This window comes from Candidatus Baltobacteraceae bacterium (assembly GCA_036489885.1).
Taxonomy (GTDB): Bacteria; Vulcanimicrobiota; Vulcanimicrobiia; order Vulcanimicrobiales; family Vulcanimicrobiaceae; genus JAFAMS01.
In genome coordinates this window covers 415,349-429,308 of the sequence record DASXEW010000001.1, presented here as the reverse complement: position 1 = coordinate 429,308, position 13,960 = coordinate 415,349, and the positions used below count along the sequence as shown (strand labels likewise).

The window sequence follows — 13,960 nt, the reverse complement described above, 5'->3', positions numbered from 1 at the left end:
GCATGCGAAACGTCCTTGCTCCCAAAATGCCCGGCTCGGCCTCAATCGGGCTATTTTTCGTGCGCATCCTCGTGGGACTTGCTTTCGTCTTTCACGGCTATCCAAAAATCGTGAACCCGCTTGCATGGATGGGTTCGAGGATGCTCACAGTGCCGTGGACCGGCACAGCCGTCGGTCCGATACCGGATTGGCTCCAAGCAACGGTCGCGTTTGTCGAGTTCTTCGGCGGCGTCGCGCTCATCTTCGGCTTGCTCGCGCGCTTCGCCGCGCTTGCGCTTTTTGTCGACATGATCGTCGCGTGCGTCTTCGTCGAGTTGCCGCGCGGTGTGCCGTTCGTCGCAAGCGGTCATACGCTCGAGCCGACCCTTGCGTACATGGTGACGACGTTGTTATTACTGCTGACCGGACCGGGAGTGGTTTCGTTCGACGCAGCGCTCAGCGCGCCACACAAGATGCCGGAGACAACCGGAGAGCTTTCGCGGGCCGCATAATCCGGAACAATCGGTAACCTCGCGGCGTTCATGTAGTGTGACCGACGCGATCGCGTTCGTCGCCGGCGTCCTCCTCGGTGCCCTCGGCACGCTGATAGGAGCCGGCGGCGGATTTCTGCTTGTCCCCGCGCTGATCGTCGTTGAGCCCGAATGGTCGACCCAGTCGATCACGGCTTTTTCGCTCGCGGTCGTTGCAGCCAATGCATCCGCCGGAGCACTCTCCTACTGGCGGCAGATGCGTGTCGATCTGCGAACGTTTCCACTCTTCGCGCTTGCCGCGATTCCCGGATCGATCGCCGGCGCGTACGCAACGCGCTTCATCCCGCGTCATGTCTTCGACATAGGCTTCGGAGGCATTTTGCTCGCTATCTCGGCGTGGCTGATCTTTCGTCCCAAATCCCATGCCGCATTTGATTTCGGAACGACGACGCGCTCGCTCGTCGATCGCGAAGGCAACGAGTATGAATGGCGCTTTAGCTTACGGGTCGGCATGCTGGCGGCGGTCGTGGTCGGATTCGTCTCGAGCCTGCTCGGGATCGGCGGCGGCATCGTGCACGTTCCCTTCATGATCGCGGTCCTTGGTTTTCCCGAACACATCGCAACCGCGACCTCGCATGCCGTTCTCGCGGTCACAACAATCGTCGGCACGATCGTCCATCTCATTCATGGCGATTATCGCCCGATCTGGACGACGACGCTCGCCACCGCCATGGGCGCGCTGGTTGGCGCGCCCATTGGTGCACGGCTTTCACGTCGCGTTTCGGGCCCGATGATCACGCGCATTCTTGCAATTGCGCTCGGGAGCGTCGCGCTCCGTCTGATCGTCGCGCACTAAGACGGAATAACGGTCCCTTCGATGCGATACGACGTGCCGCGAAAGAACGCGATCGCCGTGCCGTTCTCGTTCTGCACTTCGACGTCGTAGATACCGGTACGGCCGGCGCGCGAACGCTCTTGCGCGATTGCCACGAGACGCTGATCGACGCGTCCCGGCGCCGTGAACGAGATCGCAGCGTTTAGCGCGACATTTGATTCGTTACGTGAATTGCACGCGTATGCGAAGGCCGTGTCGGCGAGCGCGAAAATGAAACCGCCGTGTACGACCGCATGACCGTTGAGCATCGAGGGCGCGGTGACCATCGAGAGCCGCGCGTAACCAGGCCGGACTTCTTCTATTCTGATTCCAAGCGTGCGCGCAGCGGCGTCCCGCGCGTACATTGCCTGCGCGGAAGCGTCAGCTAGCGTTTGCGGGTCCAGGTACCACCGTCCGTGTCTGCGTGATTCGGAAACGTCCCGCAACGAATGCCGCGTCGGTTAGCGACGCGTTGCCCGCCGGATTGGCGCCGCTGACGTGATAGTCGCTGAAGGCGGCCGATTGATTCACGAGCAGGGCCCCGGTCAGATTGATCGCCAGCGAAACGCCCGCATCGGCGGCAAAATCCTCGGCCTTGGTGACGATCGCCGGATCTGTTGAATAGAGCATGGCCGTGATCGCGCCGCAGGCGCGTGCGCCCTTGGTTGCAAGCTCGAGGCTTTGCGCGGTCGAATCGGTCGCGATTACAAACGCGATCGGCCCGAACATCTCGCCGCTGTAGCGTTCTTCGTCGGCAGCGTCGAGCCGCGCCACGATCGGCGTGCGGATACGTGCGTCCGGAAACTGCGGATGCGCGAGCGCTTTCGATGCAAGTGCGACGCCGTCGCCTTTGGCTTGTGCGTCGACGCGCGCGAGCGTCCCATCCGAAGCAATCGCACCGAGCACTTCGACGGCCCGCTCCGGAACCGCGAGCAGATCGTCCACGGCCTTGGTGATGGATGCGAGCACGTCGTCAAAGCTGACCTGCTGAGTTCCAACGTTGATCCCGCCGCGTGGAACGAAGATGTTTTGCGGCGCGGTGCACATTTGACCTGAATAGAGCGAGAGCGCCATCGCAAGATTGCGCGACAATCCGGCAAGGTCGTCGGTCGAATCGATTACGACCGCATTCACGCCCGCCTTTTCGGTGAAAACGCTCGCATTCGTCGCGTTCTTCTCGAGCCACTCACCGAATGCCGACGAGCCGGTGAAGTCAACGATCGCGATCTCGGGTCGGGTCGCCAGCGTCTTTGCAATCGGTGCATCCGGGACGTCTGCGGCGAGGATGACCACATTCGGATCGTAGCCCGCTTCTGCAAGCGTTGTGCGAGCGAGCTCGACGGTGATTGCCAGAGGCAAAATCGCGTTCGGATGCGGTTTGATAATGACCGCGTTCCCGGTGACGAGGCTCGCGAACATCCCCGGATACGAATTCCAATTCGGAAACGTCGAGCTCGCGATCACGAGGCCGATTCCGCGCGGGACGATGCGAAAGCGCTTCTCGACGCGAAGCGGCTGATTTTTCTGCGGTTTCTCCCACACGGCGAACGGTGGAATGTCGCTCATTGCATCGTAGGCATAGGCGATCGCTTCGAGCGCACGATCTTGCGCGTGCGGACCGCCGGCCTGAAACGCCATCATGTAGGCTTGGCCGGTCGTGTACATCGTCGCGAATGCCATCTCGAAGCTGGACTTGTTGATGCGCTTGACGATCTCGAGACAGACGCCGACGCGGTTTTGCACGGACGCCGTCGCCCAATCGCGCTGGGCGCTCTGCACGGCGGCGATAACGTGATCCGCATCGATCTGCGGATACGTGACGCCGATCGTCACCCCGAAGGGTGATTTTTCCGCGCCGATCCATCCCGTCGTTCCGGGTTGCGCGAGTTCAAAGCGTTTACCGAGACGCCCCTCGAGCTTCGCTTTGCCTTCGGCTTGCGCGTTCTCTCCATAGATCTTGCCGCTCGGCACCTCCGGATACGCCGAGTAATACTCACGCGATTTGATCGCGGCAAGCGCGTGATCGAGGAGCGGCTGATGCTCGTTCCACCACTGCGAGGCAGGCGAGGGAGCGATCGTCATGGTCATCGCGAACCTCCGTTCAGAATACGGGGATGATGTCTTCGGCTGAGATGTCGCCGACGTCGACGCCGTCGAGATCGAGCTCGGGGATCGCGGGAAACTCGATACCCCACTCGCCGATGATCGCGCGAACCTTCGCGAGCGCGTTGCGCCAATTGTCGGCCTGCTCTTCGTACGTCAAGCACCCGAGTCCGGCGTCACGCGCGTGCTGAATCAGCACCCGGTGGTTCGGCATGAAGTAATCGGTGAGTTCCCAAAACTGCTGCGGCGGTTCCCACAGAATCATCGAGAGAAAGACGAATCCCGCGCGGAGCTGCTTGGTGATGAGGACCTTATCTTCTTCTCGCAGTCCCGGGAAATCGGTTTCGAGGATCGCGAGGCAGATCGCGAGATGCCGCGCTTCGTCTTGACCGACGCGCTTGAAGATCTGCTGGAAGACGGGGTGTCTGGCTTTCTTCGACATCCCGAAGAACAGCGTCGAAGCTGCCACTTCGCCCATCATGAACGACGTGAACAAAACGGACAGCGGGTACTTGCCGAGCGACGCGGCGTAGCCTTTCCAATAGCGGCCGCCGTTGTGGTAGAGCCACTCGATATTATTCTTGGCGGCGTTCTCGAGCGGCGTCTTCGGATTGAAATCGAGCGGACCGCCGGGGACGAGCTTTTGAATGACGCGCTGACACACTTCTTCGTGATTCATCTCATCGCGCGTTATCGAGAAGAAACATTTGCGAATCGGGTCTTCGGCGTGCTGCTCGAATGAGTGGACCGTCGCTTGCGCGAAAACCGGCGGACCCGATCCGTCGAAATTCGCGAGCACCGCATACCAGTACATGATTCCGAGCCGTTGCTCGGGTGTGAAATCTTCGGCGCGCAAATCGTCCCAAGGAAAATCGGCGGGATTCCAAAGTGCGCGTTTGCTGCGCTCGTACAACTCCGCAAGCTTGGGCGTCTCGACGCGCCACTCAAGGGGATAGATGTTGGGCTGCGGGATCTCGGGGGCGGGGATCAGCCCGCCGGGTGGTATCACAATGTCCATTCTGCCTCCCTACCAAATGGTAGGTTTGCCGATTGTAGCACCTAGCCGGTGTTACCCGTCAAGTGCCGGAAAAGCGCCCGCATGAGCAGCAACAAGATCGACCTCTCCGGGCGGCGGGCCATCGTGACCGGGGGTGCAAGCGGAATCGGCATGGAGACCAGTCGCCGTCTCCTGGCTTCGGGCCTCGCCGCGCTGACCATTTGGGACCGTAACGAGAAGGCGCTGGCCGAGGCGCGCAAGGCTCTGGGCAACGTCGAGACGCACGCAGTCGACGTCACCGATCCGAATGCCGTCGATGCTGCGACGCGAGAAGCGCAAAAGTCGATGGGCGGCATCGACATTCTCGTCAACTCGGCCGGGATCACAGGCCCGAACATGACGGTCTGGGACTATCCGGTCGATGAATGGCGCGCCGTCATCGACATCAATTTGACCGGAACATTTTTCTGTCTGCGCTCCGTGTTGCCGGTCATGAAAGCCGCACGCTACGGGCGCGTCGTGAATATCGCCTCGGTTGCGGGGAAAGAAGGCAATCCCAACGCGTCGGCTTACAGCGCGTCGAAGGCCGGCGTCATCGCGTTGACCAAATCGGCCGCGAAGGAGCTCGTCCGCGACGGTGTGATCGTCAACTGCATTACGCCTGCCGCCGTCGAGACGCCGATGTTTGCGCAAATGACCAAGGAGTTCATCGACTTCATGCTTTCGAAAATCCCGATGGGCCGCTTTGGATCGCCGCAAGAAATCGCGGCGCTGATCACCTGGCTGTGCAGCGACGAGGTCTCGTTCTCGACCGGCGCGGCCTTCGACGTTTCCGGGGGTCGATCGACGTACTGATGGCAAGCGCCCGCATCGTCGCCACCTGGCCGCTGACACCGCATGCCGTCGAGCGTTTGCGTGAGGTCGCCGGAACGATCGAAGACGTCTCAGGCGACAATCTTCCCAAGGAGCAACTCGCAAAGCGTCTGGAGGACGCGGACGCGATCGTTACCTTTCCGCTTGCGATTCGCTTCGATCGCGATCTGCTCGCGCATTGTAAGAATCTCAAGGTGATCGCGACGGTCTCGGTCGGCTACGACAACATCGATCTCGGCGTCTGCGCCGAGCGCGGCGTCAAAGTCGGCAATACGCCGGGTGTTATCGCGCCCGCGACCGCCGACATCGGCATGGCGCTGATCCTGGCGACGATGCGGCGCATCCTCGCCGGCGTCGATTTTGTGCGCGCCGGGAAGTTCGAGCGCGGCGAGATGGCGCCGTACGGCAACGACCTCAACCGAAAGACGCTGGGCATCTTCGGGATGGGCGCAATCGGCGCAGCACTCGGTCAGCGGGCGCGCGCGTCCGGCATGAAGATCATCTACTACAACCGACGCAAGCGCAGCGACGTCGATCCAACCGAAGCGGCCTATGTGAGCTTCGGCGATTTGCTCGCGAAATCCGACGTTATCGCGGTCACGGCCCCCCTGACGCCCGAAACGCGCGGCGTCTTCGGCAAAGAAGCCTTCGCGAAAATGAAGCGCGGCTCGTATTTCGTCAACATTGCGCGCGGCGGTCTCGTGCAGACCGATGCGTTATGCGAAGCGCTCAAATCCGGACAGTTGGCGTACGCCGGCCTCGACGTGACCGACCCGGAACCGTTGACGCTCTCGCATCCGCTCTACAGTCTCGAGAACGTCGTTATAATCCCGCACATCGGGACGTCGACCCCCGAGACACGTGACGAGATGCTCGAGCTCGCGGTCTCGAATGTCATCGCAGCCTTGCGCGATCAGCCGTTGCCGGCGCCCGTTCCGCTACCCGTTCCTACGTAAGACCTTCAAAGAGCACGGCGAGGATCGCGTCTGCGATCTTCGCCGCATCGATCGCGCCGCTCGGGCGATACCACTCGACGATCGAGTTCGACATCCCAAAGCACAGACGCGTCACGAGACCGGCGTCCAAGTCGGCACGCACTTCGTGTGCGCCCTGTGCGAGCACGACGAGATCGGCGACAGCACGATCGAATCGCCTGCGACGTTCAAGCGCCTCGCGTTCGACCTCGGAGTTGCCGCGCGCACGAAAGAGAACAGTGACCTCTGCAAGGTGCCGCGTCGTGGTTTCGGCGACGCCACGCACGATGTAGCGCAAGCGCGATGACGGCGTGCCGGTTGTGGCATCCGGCTTCTCAAAGATCGCGAAGAGTGCGTCGAGCGCACGATTGAAGCCGCGCGCCAGCAGCTCTTCCTTGCCGCTTACATGGTGATAGATGCTGGCCTTGGTGATGCCGGCTTCGGCAGCAACGTCGTCCATCGACGCGCCGTCGTATCCCTTACGGGCGAACACGCGCAGCGCGACGTCCGTGAGCGAATCGATGTCGTAACGGCGCTTCACCTTTTCGTGCTTTGCGGTTTCGGCCGTAGGTCCTCGGCTCGAAGATGGGCAAAACCGGAGCATGGCCACCCGAGCCGCGACCGTGCACCCGCTGTCCGAAGAACAGCTCGTTACGCTGCTAAGAAACATGCTGACGCAGCGCGCAGTTGATACGCGAGGCTTTCAACTCAACCGGCAGGGTAAAGTCGCAATCGCCATGGGTTCCGAAGGGCACGAGGCGGTGCAAGCCGGCGCCGGACTCGCGTTCGAGCGCGGGAAAGACGTGCTCTATCCGTACTACCGCAATACGGGCATCTCGCTTGCCTGCGGCCTGCCGATTGAGGACTTGTTCCGCTCGCAGTTCGCGCGCGCGACCGATACGACCGGCGGACGTTCGATCATCAACCACGCGACGGCTCGCGCGCGCGGCATCGCGTCGATCTCCTCGATCATCGCGTCGCAGTGCTCGCACGCCGCCGGCGCCGCGTACGCCTTCAAGTTCCGCGGCGAGAACGACCGCGTCGCGCTTTGCACCTTCGGCGAGGGGGCGACAAGCGAGGGCGAGTGGCATGAAGCCGTGAATTTTTCCGCGATTCACGCTATTCCCGTAATCTGGCTGTGCGAGAACAATCAGTGGGCGATCTCGACCCCGATTACAAAGCAGATGCGCAACACGACCGTCGCGGAACGCGCTACCGCATACGGCATCGAAGGCGTGACGGTCGACGGATTCGATCCGATTGCCGTCTACACGGCAGTGCGCGCCGCGCGCGCCAAGGCAGTCGCCGGCGCCGGCCCGACCCTGGTCGAGGCGAAATGCTATCGCTTTCTCTCGCACACGACGGACGACGACGACAGGACCTACCGCACGCGCGATGAGGTCGAGCAACAACGCTCGCAAGACCCGCTGCCGCGCTTCGAGCAGTACCTGATCGATCACAAGGTGCTGACGCGCGACGCCATCGACACGCTTCGCGCCGAGATCGCGCAGCACGTCAATGAGATGACGGATCGTATCGAAGCAGAACCGTTGCCGAACCCGAGCACGCTCTACACGAACGTCTACGCCGGCTCAACCGACGCCTGGATCTAACTAGCGGCCTGCGTCGCGTAGCGCGTCGCCGCGCGCTACTTCGGTGTCGACCCGTAATTGTGCGATGTCGCGTGGGAAGATAAGCGCCAGCAGCCAGTCGAGCGCAACGCGAACTTTGCGATACCAACCCGGAATGCGAGCAAGATAGTACGTGCGCCACAGCCACCACGCGGCGAAACCGGTCAGCACGAAACCGTTCGGGAACCCGACCACGCCGCGATGTCCGCCGAGCGACGCCATCGTACCGAGCGCCTTCCAACGGAACGGCTGCGTCGCTTCACCTCGCAGTACTCGCACGATATTCTCCGCGAGCACCGGTCCTTCGCGAATTGCGTGCTGTGCCGTCGCCGGATAGAAGCCACCCTCGGGCATCGGAATCCAGGCGCAATCACCGAGCGCCCAAATGTTCGGTGTATCTTTCACCGACATGTCGGCGTTCGCGAAAATGCCGCCGTTGCGTGCATGCGGCAACGGCAGCGATGCGATCAACGGCGACGGACGCACGCCGGCGCTCCACACCACGGTCGCCGACTCGAGGCGCGAACCGTCCTTCAGTGCGACGCCGCCGGCGTCGACCGAAGCAACGAGGGCGCCGGTTCGCACGCGCACCTTGCGGCGCGCGAGAAATTCGGCGCAGTATTCACCCATGCGCGGCAACAAGTCGGGCAGCAGTTTCGGGCCGCCTTCGACGAGCACCACTTCGACCTCGCTCAATTCGATATGACGATAGAAGCGTAAGATGCTGCGGAAGAAATCGACGAGCTCGCCGGCGACTTCGACGCCCGTGTAGCCACCGCCGACGATGACGTATGTCAGCAAACGCCGGCGCTGCGTGCTATCGCTTTCGATATCGGCCAGCTCGAGCGTCTCGACGATGTGATTTCGCAAGCTTTCAGCATCCTCGAGACGTTTAAACGGAAAACTGTGCTCAGCCACGCCCGCAATACCAAACGTTGCGGAGACGCTGCCCGTCGCGAGGACGAGGTGATCGTAGCTAACGTGCTGACGCTCGTTCGTAAGCAGCAGCCGCGTCTCGATCGTGCGCGCGCCAAAGTCGATCCCAAGGACTTCACCGAGCACAAGCGTCGTCGTGCGAAGCAACCCGCGCAGAGGCGACACGATGTGGCGCGGCTCCAAATCGCCGTTGCTGACTTCGGGGAGCATCGGCGTAAAGAGTGCGTAGTTGTCGCGACTGACGATCGTGACGTCGCACTCGCCTTCGCGCAACAAACGCTCCAAGCGCTGCGCTACGGCCAGCCCTGCGAAACCACCGCCGAGGATGACAATTCGCACTATCCGAACCTTTGAGCATGAGCGAGAAACCGCCTCCGGATTTTGCGATGCTGCGCGCGGTCGAGCTCATGGCGCAATTCGTCGAACAGCAAATCGGGAAGCCGCCGGTCCCTCCCGCCCCAATCGACAAGCCCGTCATTCTGTTCAACGAGAATCTTTCGTTCGCGCTCGAAAACACGACGCGCAGCGAGGTCGAGCGTTCGTTTGGGAGCGGCTACCCCTATCCTGCGAAGGGTTTTCACAGTTATGGCCTGCGCCATGATGGGAAACCCGCGCTCATCTCAGCCTTCTTCGATCGAGACGAAGTGCTCATCGGCGTCGAGCACTACTATGTCACGTCAAAGAACGCGCCGTCGCTCGCGCCACGCGCGATCGGGACGTTCCGGTTGATTCCGGGCGAGATCGCACTCGGAATGCCGACGACGAAGCTCTCCGACGAGTTCGTCCCCGCGATCAGTGGACCAAGCCCTGCAATCTACGCCCAGCGCTACGAAGTTCGCTTTCCGGGCGGAGTTGCGTACGTCATGGGAAACAAGATGCGCGTTGAACGCCTCGTCCTCTACGCCGATCGTTCGAAGCCTGCAGTCTACCACAGCGAAGAATAAGCGCACCACCTCGTTCGTCATCACGTGCGCGCTCGCGCTTTTGCTGGTGGGCTTCTTCATAGTGCGGCCGAGCGGTGTCTCCGGGCCGGCGATGCGCGATTTCGAAGCCTTCTACGCCGCCGGCGCTACTGCGAATGCCGGTGCCGATCCGTATGGACGCGCGATTTGGCAAGCCGAACGCGCGATCCCCGGCGTCGATACGTCGCACGACGAGACGCTGCCGTTCGTCGGACCGCCCGCGGAACTTCCGCTGTGGCGCGCGCTGGCATTATTGCCGTTCAGCGTGGCCGGTCGCGTCTGGGGAGCGATGCTTGCCTGCACCATGCTCCTGACGGTGTTCGGCACGCTCGCGCTCATCCGTGCGCCGGAAGAGGCGACGATCGTATTGGGAGCCGCGATCTTCGCGGGTTCATTCGGCGCGCTGATTAGCGATGTCGCACTCGGACAAATCGCGCTGTTCTCGACTGCAGCTGTCGTCGCTACGCTCCTGCTACTACGTTCGCGCGCGTGGCCGGTCGCGGCGCTGACGAGCACGCTGGCCGCGTTCCAACCGAATCTATGCATCGTGATGATCGCGCGCGCCACCGACCTGCGTGCGCTGGCAGCCTTTGGCTGCGGCGCGATCGTCTTCTTCGGTTTGATGATCTCGGCCGGCGGTTTCGATGCACTGGGCCATTACGTGCATCTGCTTGGAGTGCACGGTGAGGCCGAAAAGCACACGGTCATTCAAATCACGCCCGCGAGCGTTGCGCTCGGTTTCGGAGCCCCCGACGCCGTGATTGCATTCGTCGGTTACGCGTCGCTGCTGGTTGCGCTCGTCCTCGGCGCCCTCGCGATTTTCCGTATTCGCGACCCCATCGCGCGCGTCGGAATCGCGGTCTGCGTCTTACCGTTTGTCGTGCCGTTTTTTCACGAACACGACTTCGTCTTGCTGATCTTGCCTGCGCTGTACTGTGCGATTCACGCGCGCGGGAGTACGCTCGCGTTCTCCGCGCTCGCCGCCACGCTCTGCGGCGTCGATTGGCTTGGGCTCGGTCAGCGTCCGAACGCCGAAGTTCAGAGTGTCGTGCTCGCGACCGCCTGCGCGCTCGGATTCGCTTTGCTCGCGCAGATGCGTCGCGCGGCCTTTGCGGGACTCATCGTGCCGCTAGTGGTCGTCGCGGTTTCGTTGTTCGCGCGCGTGCACCCGGTGCCGATTTGGCCGGACGCCCTTCCTCTCCACTGGCAAGGCCCCGCAAATGCAAGCGTCAGCGCCCTGTGGGGACTCGAGCAGCGCGCGGCCGGACTCGATACCCAAGACCCCGTCTGGGCTTTTCTGCGTTTGCTATCGCTCGTTGCCGATGCACTGATCGGCTTTGCGCTTTATCGTTGCTTACTGGATGTCGACGTTCATGAAATCGTCGAACGGCGCGAGGGCATTGGGGTGAAAGCCCTGTAGGGCATTCGTAAACGCATAGTTATCGTACCGAATGTAGAGCACGACGGTCGGCACTTGATCGATGAGGCGCGCGACCGCGTCGTCGAGATACGGTTGCCGCGCCTTTGGATCGTAAAGGACCTTGAAGTGCGCCATGTCGGCGTCGAATTGTTTGTCGCACCAGCGCACGACATTTTGTCCGTTCGGCGGGATAAAATCGCAACCGTAGAGGTTCGTGAGGTCGCCGATCGGGTCGCTTCCCCAGTAGAAACTCTCGACGTCGAATTTTCCGCTGTACGAAATCCCGCCGTTTTGGAGCAGCGCAAAGAACAGTCCGGTGTCGTAGTGCTTGACCTGAATCTCGACGCCGATGGCTTTCCACATACTGCGAATCAACTCGACCATCGTATCGACATCGGCTGCGCCGGTATAAATCGCATACTCGAGACTGAACCGCTTGCCGTTCTTCATGCGAATGCCGTCCTTGTCGCGCTGTGTCCAGCCGGCTTGATCGAGCAGCGCGTTCGCCTGTGTTACATCCGTGGGAACCATGTCGAACTTGTGATACTGCGGAAAGATCGGCGGGATCATTGATTCTTGCAGGACTCCGCCGTCATGAAACGCCTCCTTGAGGATCGTTGCACGGTCGAGTGCAAAGCGCAGCGCGCGCCGCACGCGCACATCGTCGAGCGGCGGATGCGTGACGTTGAAGTCGACATGACCGAAATAGGAGCCGACCGGCTTTATCGTCGTATGACCCGGAATCGCCTCGGTGCGTGGAACGTAACCGGCGCCTTCGTCGGACCACAAATCGAGTTCGCCGGTCTGCAGCTGCGTCAAAAGCGTGTTGCGGTCGGGAATCTGCTTGTAGATGATTTGCTTGAGCTTAGGCATGCCGCGCCAATAGAGCGGGTTCGGTTCCATCACGACGGAATCGCCGCGTTTCCACGCGACGTATTTGAACGGCCCGATTCCGATCGGCAACGAATTATACGGCGCGGTGTTGATGTCCGGAAGATTCCCGAGAATGTGCTTCGGGATGATGCACGGATTTGCGCCTGCAGTGCCAAAAAATGTCGGCAGATACGACGCAAACGGCTTCTTCATGTGATAGACGACCGTGTATTTGTCGGGCTCGTCGATCTTCGTAATGAGGTCCCAACCGTCGCGACCTACCTCGTTGTTTTTCGGATTGAGCACAGCTTGCGTCGAGAACACGACGTCGTCGGCGTCAAACGGCGCGCCGTCCGACCATTTCACGCCCCGCCGGAGGTGCCATGTGATCGTCTTCCCGTCTTTGCTGATGCCACCGTTGTCAACGGTCGGCACCTCGGTCGCAAGCTCGGGAATCGGCTTGTTGTCGTGGTCGTAACGCACGAGCCACGCCATCGTCAGCGAGGAAAGATTTCCGAGTGACGTGGCTTGATAGAGATGCGGGTTCAGCGATTGGAAATTTTGACCATCCGCATACACGAGCACGTGCGGGGGATGCCGGCGCTCACCAGTTGAGGTTTGGGTTCCCGTCGAGCCGGTTTGGCTGACGGCTCCCGTCTTCACGCATCCGCACAACGCGACGAGCGAGCACAATGCCACCGCGAGGGCGGCTCTACGCACGCATCGATCCGGGATCGAGTTGATTCGCCCGGCAAAACTCCTCGTATGCGAGGGGCGAGATTTCCGATGGCTTGATCTCGCTGCGTCCGCCCCAGAAAACGTTTGTGTATCCAACCGTGATCCCCGCTTCCGCAAGATGGGCGTCGATCGCGGCTTTGTGCGCGAGGACGAGCGCTTTGTCCGTGCCGTGCACGACCCCCATGACATTCACGTTGTGGAATTCCGGACCGCCTTCGCGCCAGTAGGCGTGCGTCATACAATAATGCCGTCCGACTTCTCGGCCGGCATCAAGCTCCCGTCCCGGCGGGACTGCCCAATGAAAGAGCGCGTTGTAGCGCGTAACCGAGTTGCCGAGATTTCCGGCCGTGGCCTTGACGTGTTCGAGGAACGTCGAGAAACGGCCGATCACACCGCGATCGTGCAAGCTCTGCGCCGCGCTAAGAAACTCATCAAGGCTCACGCCGGCTTCAACCGCGCGCGGTTGCCACAAATCGCGAACCAATTCATCCGGCGCGAACTCGCGCTTGAGCGCCGTCAGCACGCGCCAATCTCCAGCGCTGAGCTCGACGATCTTGGTGTCGCGCGGATCGGCAAGCGTCTCGGCGCGCTCACCCGGCTGCACGCTCCGCCGCCGGACATGTCCGACGCCCAGCACGAACAAACACTTGGCCGGCATCAAACGAAAGTGACCCGCGCCGATTTGGGTGCGCAGAAATTCGGCGTGCTTCGCGATCGAGAACCCCTGCGGAACCTTTAGCGTCGTCCAGAGACGATACGTCGACCCGGGCGTCGCCGCGTCTGTGGTCCGGATAACGACGTGTCCCGAGAACGGATCCTCGCGGAAGAGAAAATCGAACGCCGCATTGAGCCGTTCTTCCGGAACTTGCCACGCGACGAGCGCTCCGTCCGCAAGATTCGTCGCCATCAACGTCTGACGAACACGACGGATCGTTCCGGCCCGGACCATCGCGGTGATGCGCTCGAGCACGGTATCGACCGGGACGCCGGAGAGTTCCGAGATCGTTCCAAAGGGATCACGCACGAAGCCCCCCAGACGATCTTCGGAGATCGCCAAGATGGCTGCGTTCGTCGGATCCTCGACGTGCGTGGGCACGCGAGCGAGCATG

General features: G+C 61.6%; 14 protein-coding genes. 7 read left to right on the top strand and 7 right to left on the bottom strand.

Annotated elements, in window-relative coordinates; all coding sequences use genetic code 11:
- Positions 1 to 2 precede the first annotated feature (2 nt).
- Positions 3 to 491, top strand: a complete 489-nt coding sequence (locus VGG22_02075) for a DoxX family protein (protein ID HEY1727151.1) — start codon at positions 3 to 5, stop codon at positions 489 to 491.
- Positions 492 to 528: 37 nt separating this feature from the next.
- Positions 529 to 1,326, top strand: a complete 798-nt coding sequence (locus VGG22_02070) for a sulfite exporter TauE/SafE family protein (protein HEY1727150.1) — start codon at positions 529 to 531, stop codon at positions 1,324 to 1,326.
- On the opposite strand, the gene paaI is transcribed toward VGG22_02070, so the two are convergent.
- Genes paaI through VGG22_02055 form a run of 3 tightly spaced genes read right to left on the bottom strand, consistent with a single transcriptional unit; the run spans position 1,323 to position 4,465 of the window.
- Complete coding sequence (paaI, locus tag VGG22_02065; protein HEY1727149.1) at positions 1,323 to 1,709, bottom strand: hydroxyphenylacetyl-CoA thioesterase PaaI; 387 nt, start codon at positions 1,707 to 1,709, stop codon at positions 1,323 to 1,325. The genes VGG22_02070 and paaI overlap by 4 nt on opposite strands.
- Before the next feature lie 16 nt (positions 1,710 to 1,725).
- Positions 1,726 to 3,426: a phenylacetic acid degradation protein PaaN gene (paaN, locus tag VGG22_02060; GenBank protein HEY1727148.1), complete on the bottom strand. Its 1,701-nt coding sequence runs from the start codon at positions 3,424 to 3,426 to the stop codon at positions 1,726 to 1,728.
- A 19-nt stretch (positions 3,427 to 3,445) separates the two neighbouring features.
- Positions 3,446 to 4,465: a ferritin-like domain-containing protein gene (locus VGG22_02055; protein HEY1727147.1), complete on the bottom strand. Its 1,020-nt coding sequence runs from the start codon at positions 4,463 to 4,465 to the stop codon at positions 3,446 to 3,448.
- 81 nt (positions 4,466 to 4,546) lie between these two features.
- Between VGG22_02055 and VGG22_02050 the strand changes: the two genes are divergently transcribed.
- Together VGG22_02050 and VGG22_02045 are read left to right on the top strand one after the other, a co-directional pair.
- Positions 4,547 to 5,299: an SDR family NAD(P)-dependent oxidoreductase gene (locus VGG22_02050; protein HEY1727146.1), complete on the top strand. Its 753-nt coding sequence runs from the start codon at positions 4,547 to 4,549 to the stop codon at positions 5,297 to 5,299.
- Positions 5,299 to 6,273 (top strand): D-glycerate dehydrogenase, encoded by a 975-nt coding sequence (locus VGG22_02045; protein ID HEY1727145.1) that lies wholly within the window; start codon positions 5,299 to 5,301, stop codon positions 6,271 to 6,273. The genes VGG22_02050 and VGG22_02045 overlap by 1 nt, the downstream gene beginning before the upstream one ends.
- Here the strand turns inward: VGG22_02045 and VGG22_02040 are convergent.
- On the bottom strand, positions 6,266 to 6,832 hold the full coding sequence (locus VGG22_02040) for a TetR/AcrR family transcriptional regulator (protein HEY1727144.1): 567 nt from the start codon (positions 6,830 to 6,832) through the stop codon (positions 6,266 to 6,268). The two genes, VGG22_02045 and VGG22_02040, sit on opposite strands and share 8 nt — an antisense overlap.
- A gap of 61 nt (positions 6,833 to 6,893) precedes the next feature.
- On the opposite strand from VGG22_02040, the gene VGG22_02035 reads away from it, so the two are divergent.
- Positions 6,894 to 7,904, top strand: a complete 1,011-nt coding sequence (locus VGG22_02035) for a thiamine pyrophosphate-dependent dehydrogenase E1 component subunit alpha (protein HEY1727143.1) — start codon at positions 6,894 to 6,896, stop codon at positions 7,902 to 7,904.
- On the opposite strand, the gene VGG22_02030 is transcribed toward VGG22_02035, so the two are convergent.
- Positions 7,905 to 9,197, bottom strand: coding sequence for an NAD(P)/FAD-dependent oxidoreductase (locus tag VGG22_02030; protein ID HEY1727142.1), 1,293 nt, complete (start codon positions 9,195 to 9,197; stop codon positions 7,905 to 7,907).
- 17 nt (positions 9,198 to 9,214) lie between these two features.
- Between VGG22_02030 and VGG22_02025 the strand changes: the two genes are divergently transcribed.
- Both VGG22_02025 and VGG22_02020 read left to right on the top strand, forming a co-directional pair.
- Positions 9,215 to 9,802: a hypothetical protein gene (locus tag VGG22_02025; protein ID HEY1727141.1), complete on the top strand. Its 588-nt coding sequence runs from the start codon at positions 9,215 to 9,217 to the stop codon at positions 9,800 to 9,802.
- Between the two features lie 46 nt (positions 9,803 to 9,848).
- Positions 9,849 to 11,240 carry a glycosyltransferase family 87 protein gene (locus VGG22_02020; GenBank protein HEY1727140.1) on the top strand — a complete coding sequence of 464 codons (1,392 nt, stop codon included), beginning with the start codon at positions 9,849 to 9,851 and terminating at the stop codon, positions 11,238 to 11,240.
- On the opposite strand, the gene VGG22_02015 is transcribed toward VGG22_02020, so the two are convergent.
- A complete protein-coding gene (locus VGG22_02015; protein HEY1727139.1) occupies positions 11,175 to 12,833 on the bottom strand; it encodes a peptide ABC transporter substrate-binding protein in 1,659 nt (552 codons plus the stop codon). The genes VGG22_02020 and VGG22_02015 overlap by 66 nt on opposite strands.
- Positions 12,826 to 13,959 carry a hypothetical protein gene (locus VGG22_02010; protein HEY1727138.1) on the bottom strand — a complete coding sequence of 378 codons (1,134 nt, stop codon included), beginning with the start codon at positions 13,957 to 13,959 and terminating at the stop codon, positions 12,826 to 12,828. The genes VGG22_02015 and VGG22_02010 overlap by 8 nt, the downstream gene beginning before the upstream one ends.
- Position 13,960: the final 1 nt, after the last annotated feature.

Excerpts from the sequence above, each read along its gene's own strand:
- VGG22_02075 (HEY1727151.1), top strand. The coding sequence starts at position 3 with ATGCGAAACGTCCTTGCTCCCAAAATGCCCGGCTCGGCCTCAATCGGG.
- paaI (HEY1727149.1), bottom strand. The coding sequence starts at position 1,709 with ATGTACGCGCGGGACGCCGCTGCGCGCACGCTTGGAATCAGAATAGAA.
- paaN (HEY1727148.1), bottom strand. The coding sequence starts at position 3,426 with ATGACGATCGCTCCCTCGCCTGCCTCGCAGTGGTGGAACGAGCATCAG.
- VGG22_02055 (HEY1727147.1), bottom strand. The coding sequence starts at position 4,465 with ATGGACATTGTGATACCACCCGGCGGGCTGATCCCCGCCCCCGAGATC.
- VGG22_02050 (HEY1727146.1), top strand. The coding sequence starts at position 4,547 with ATGAGCAGCAACAAGATCGACCTCTCCGGGCGGCGGGCCATCGTGACC.
- VGG22_02045 (HEY1727145.1), top strand. The coding sequence starts at position 5,299 with ATGGCAAGCGCCCGCATCGTCGCCACCTGGCCGCTGACACCGCATGCC.
- VGG22_02035 (HEY1727143.1), top strand. The coding sequence starts at position 6,894 with ATGGCCACCCGAGCCGCGACCGTGCACCCGCTGTCCGAAGAACAGCTC.
- VGG22_02025 (HEY1727141.1), top strand. The coding sequence starts at position 9,215 with ATGAGCGAGAAACCGCCTCCGGATTTTGCGATGCTGCGCGCGGTCGAG.
- VGG22_02010 (HEY1727138.1), bottom strand. The coding sequence starts at position 13,959 with ATGCTCGCTCGCGTGCCCACGCACGTCGAGGATCCGACGAACGCAGCC.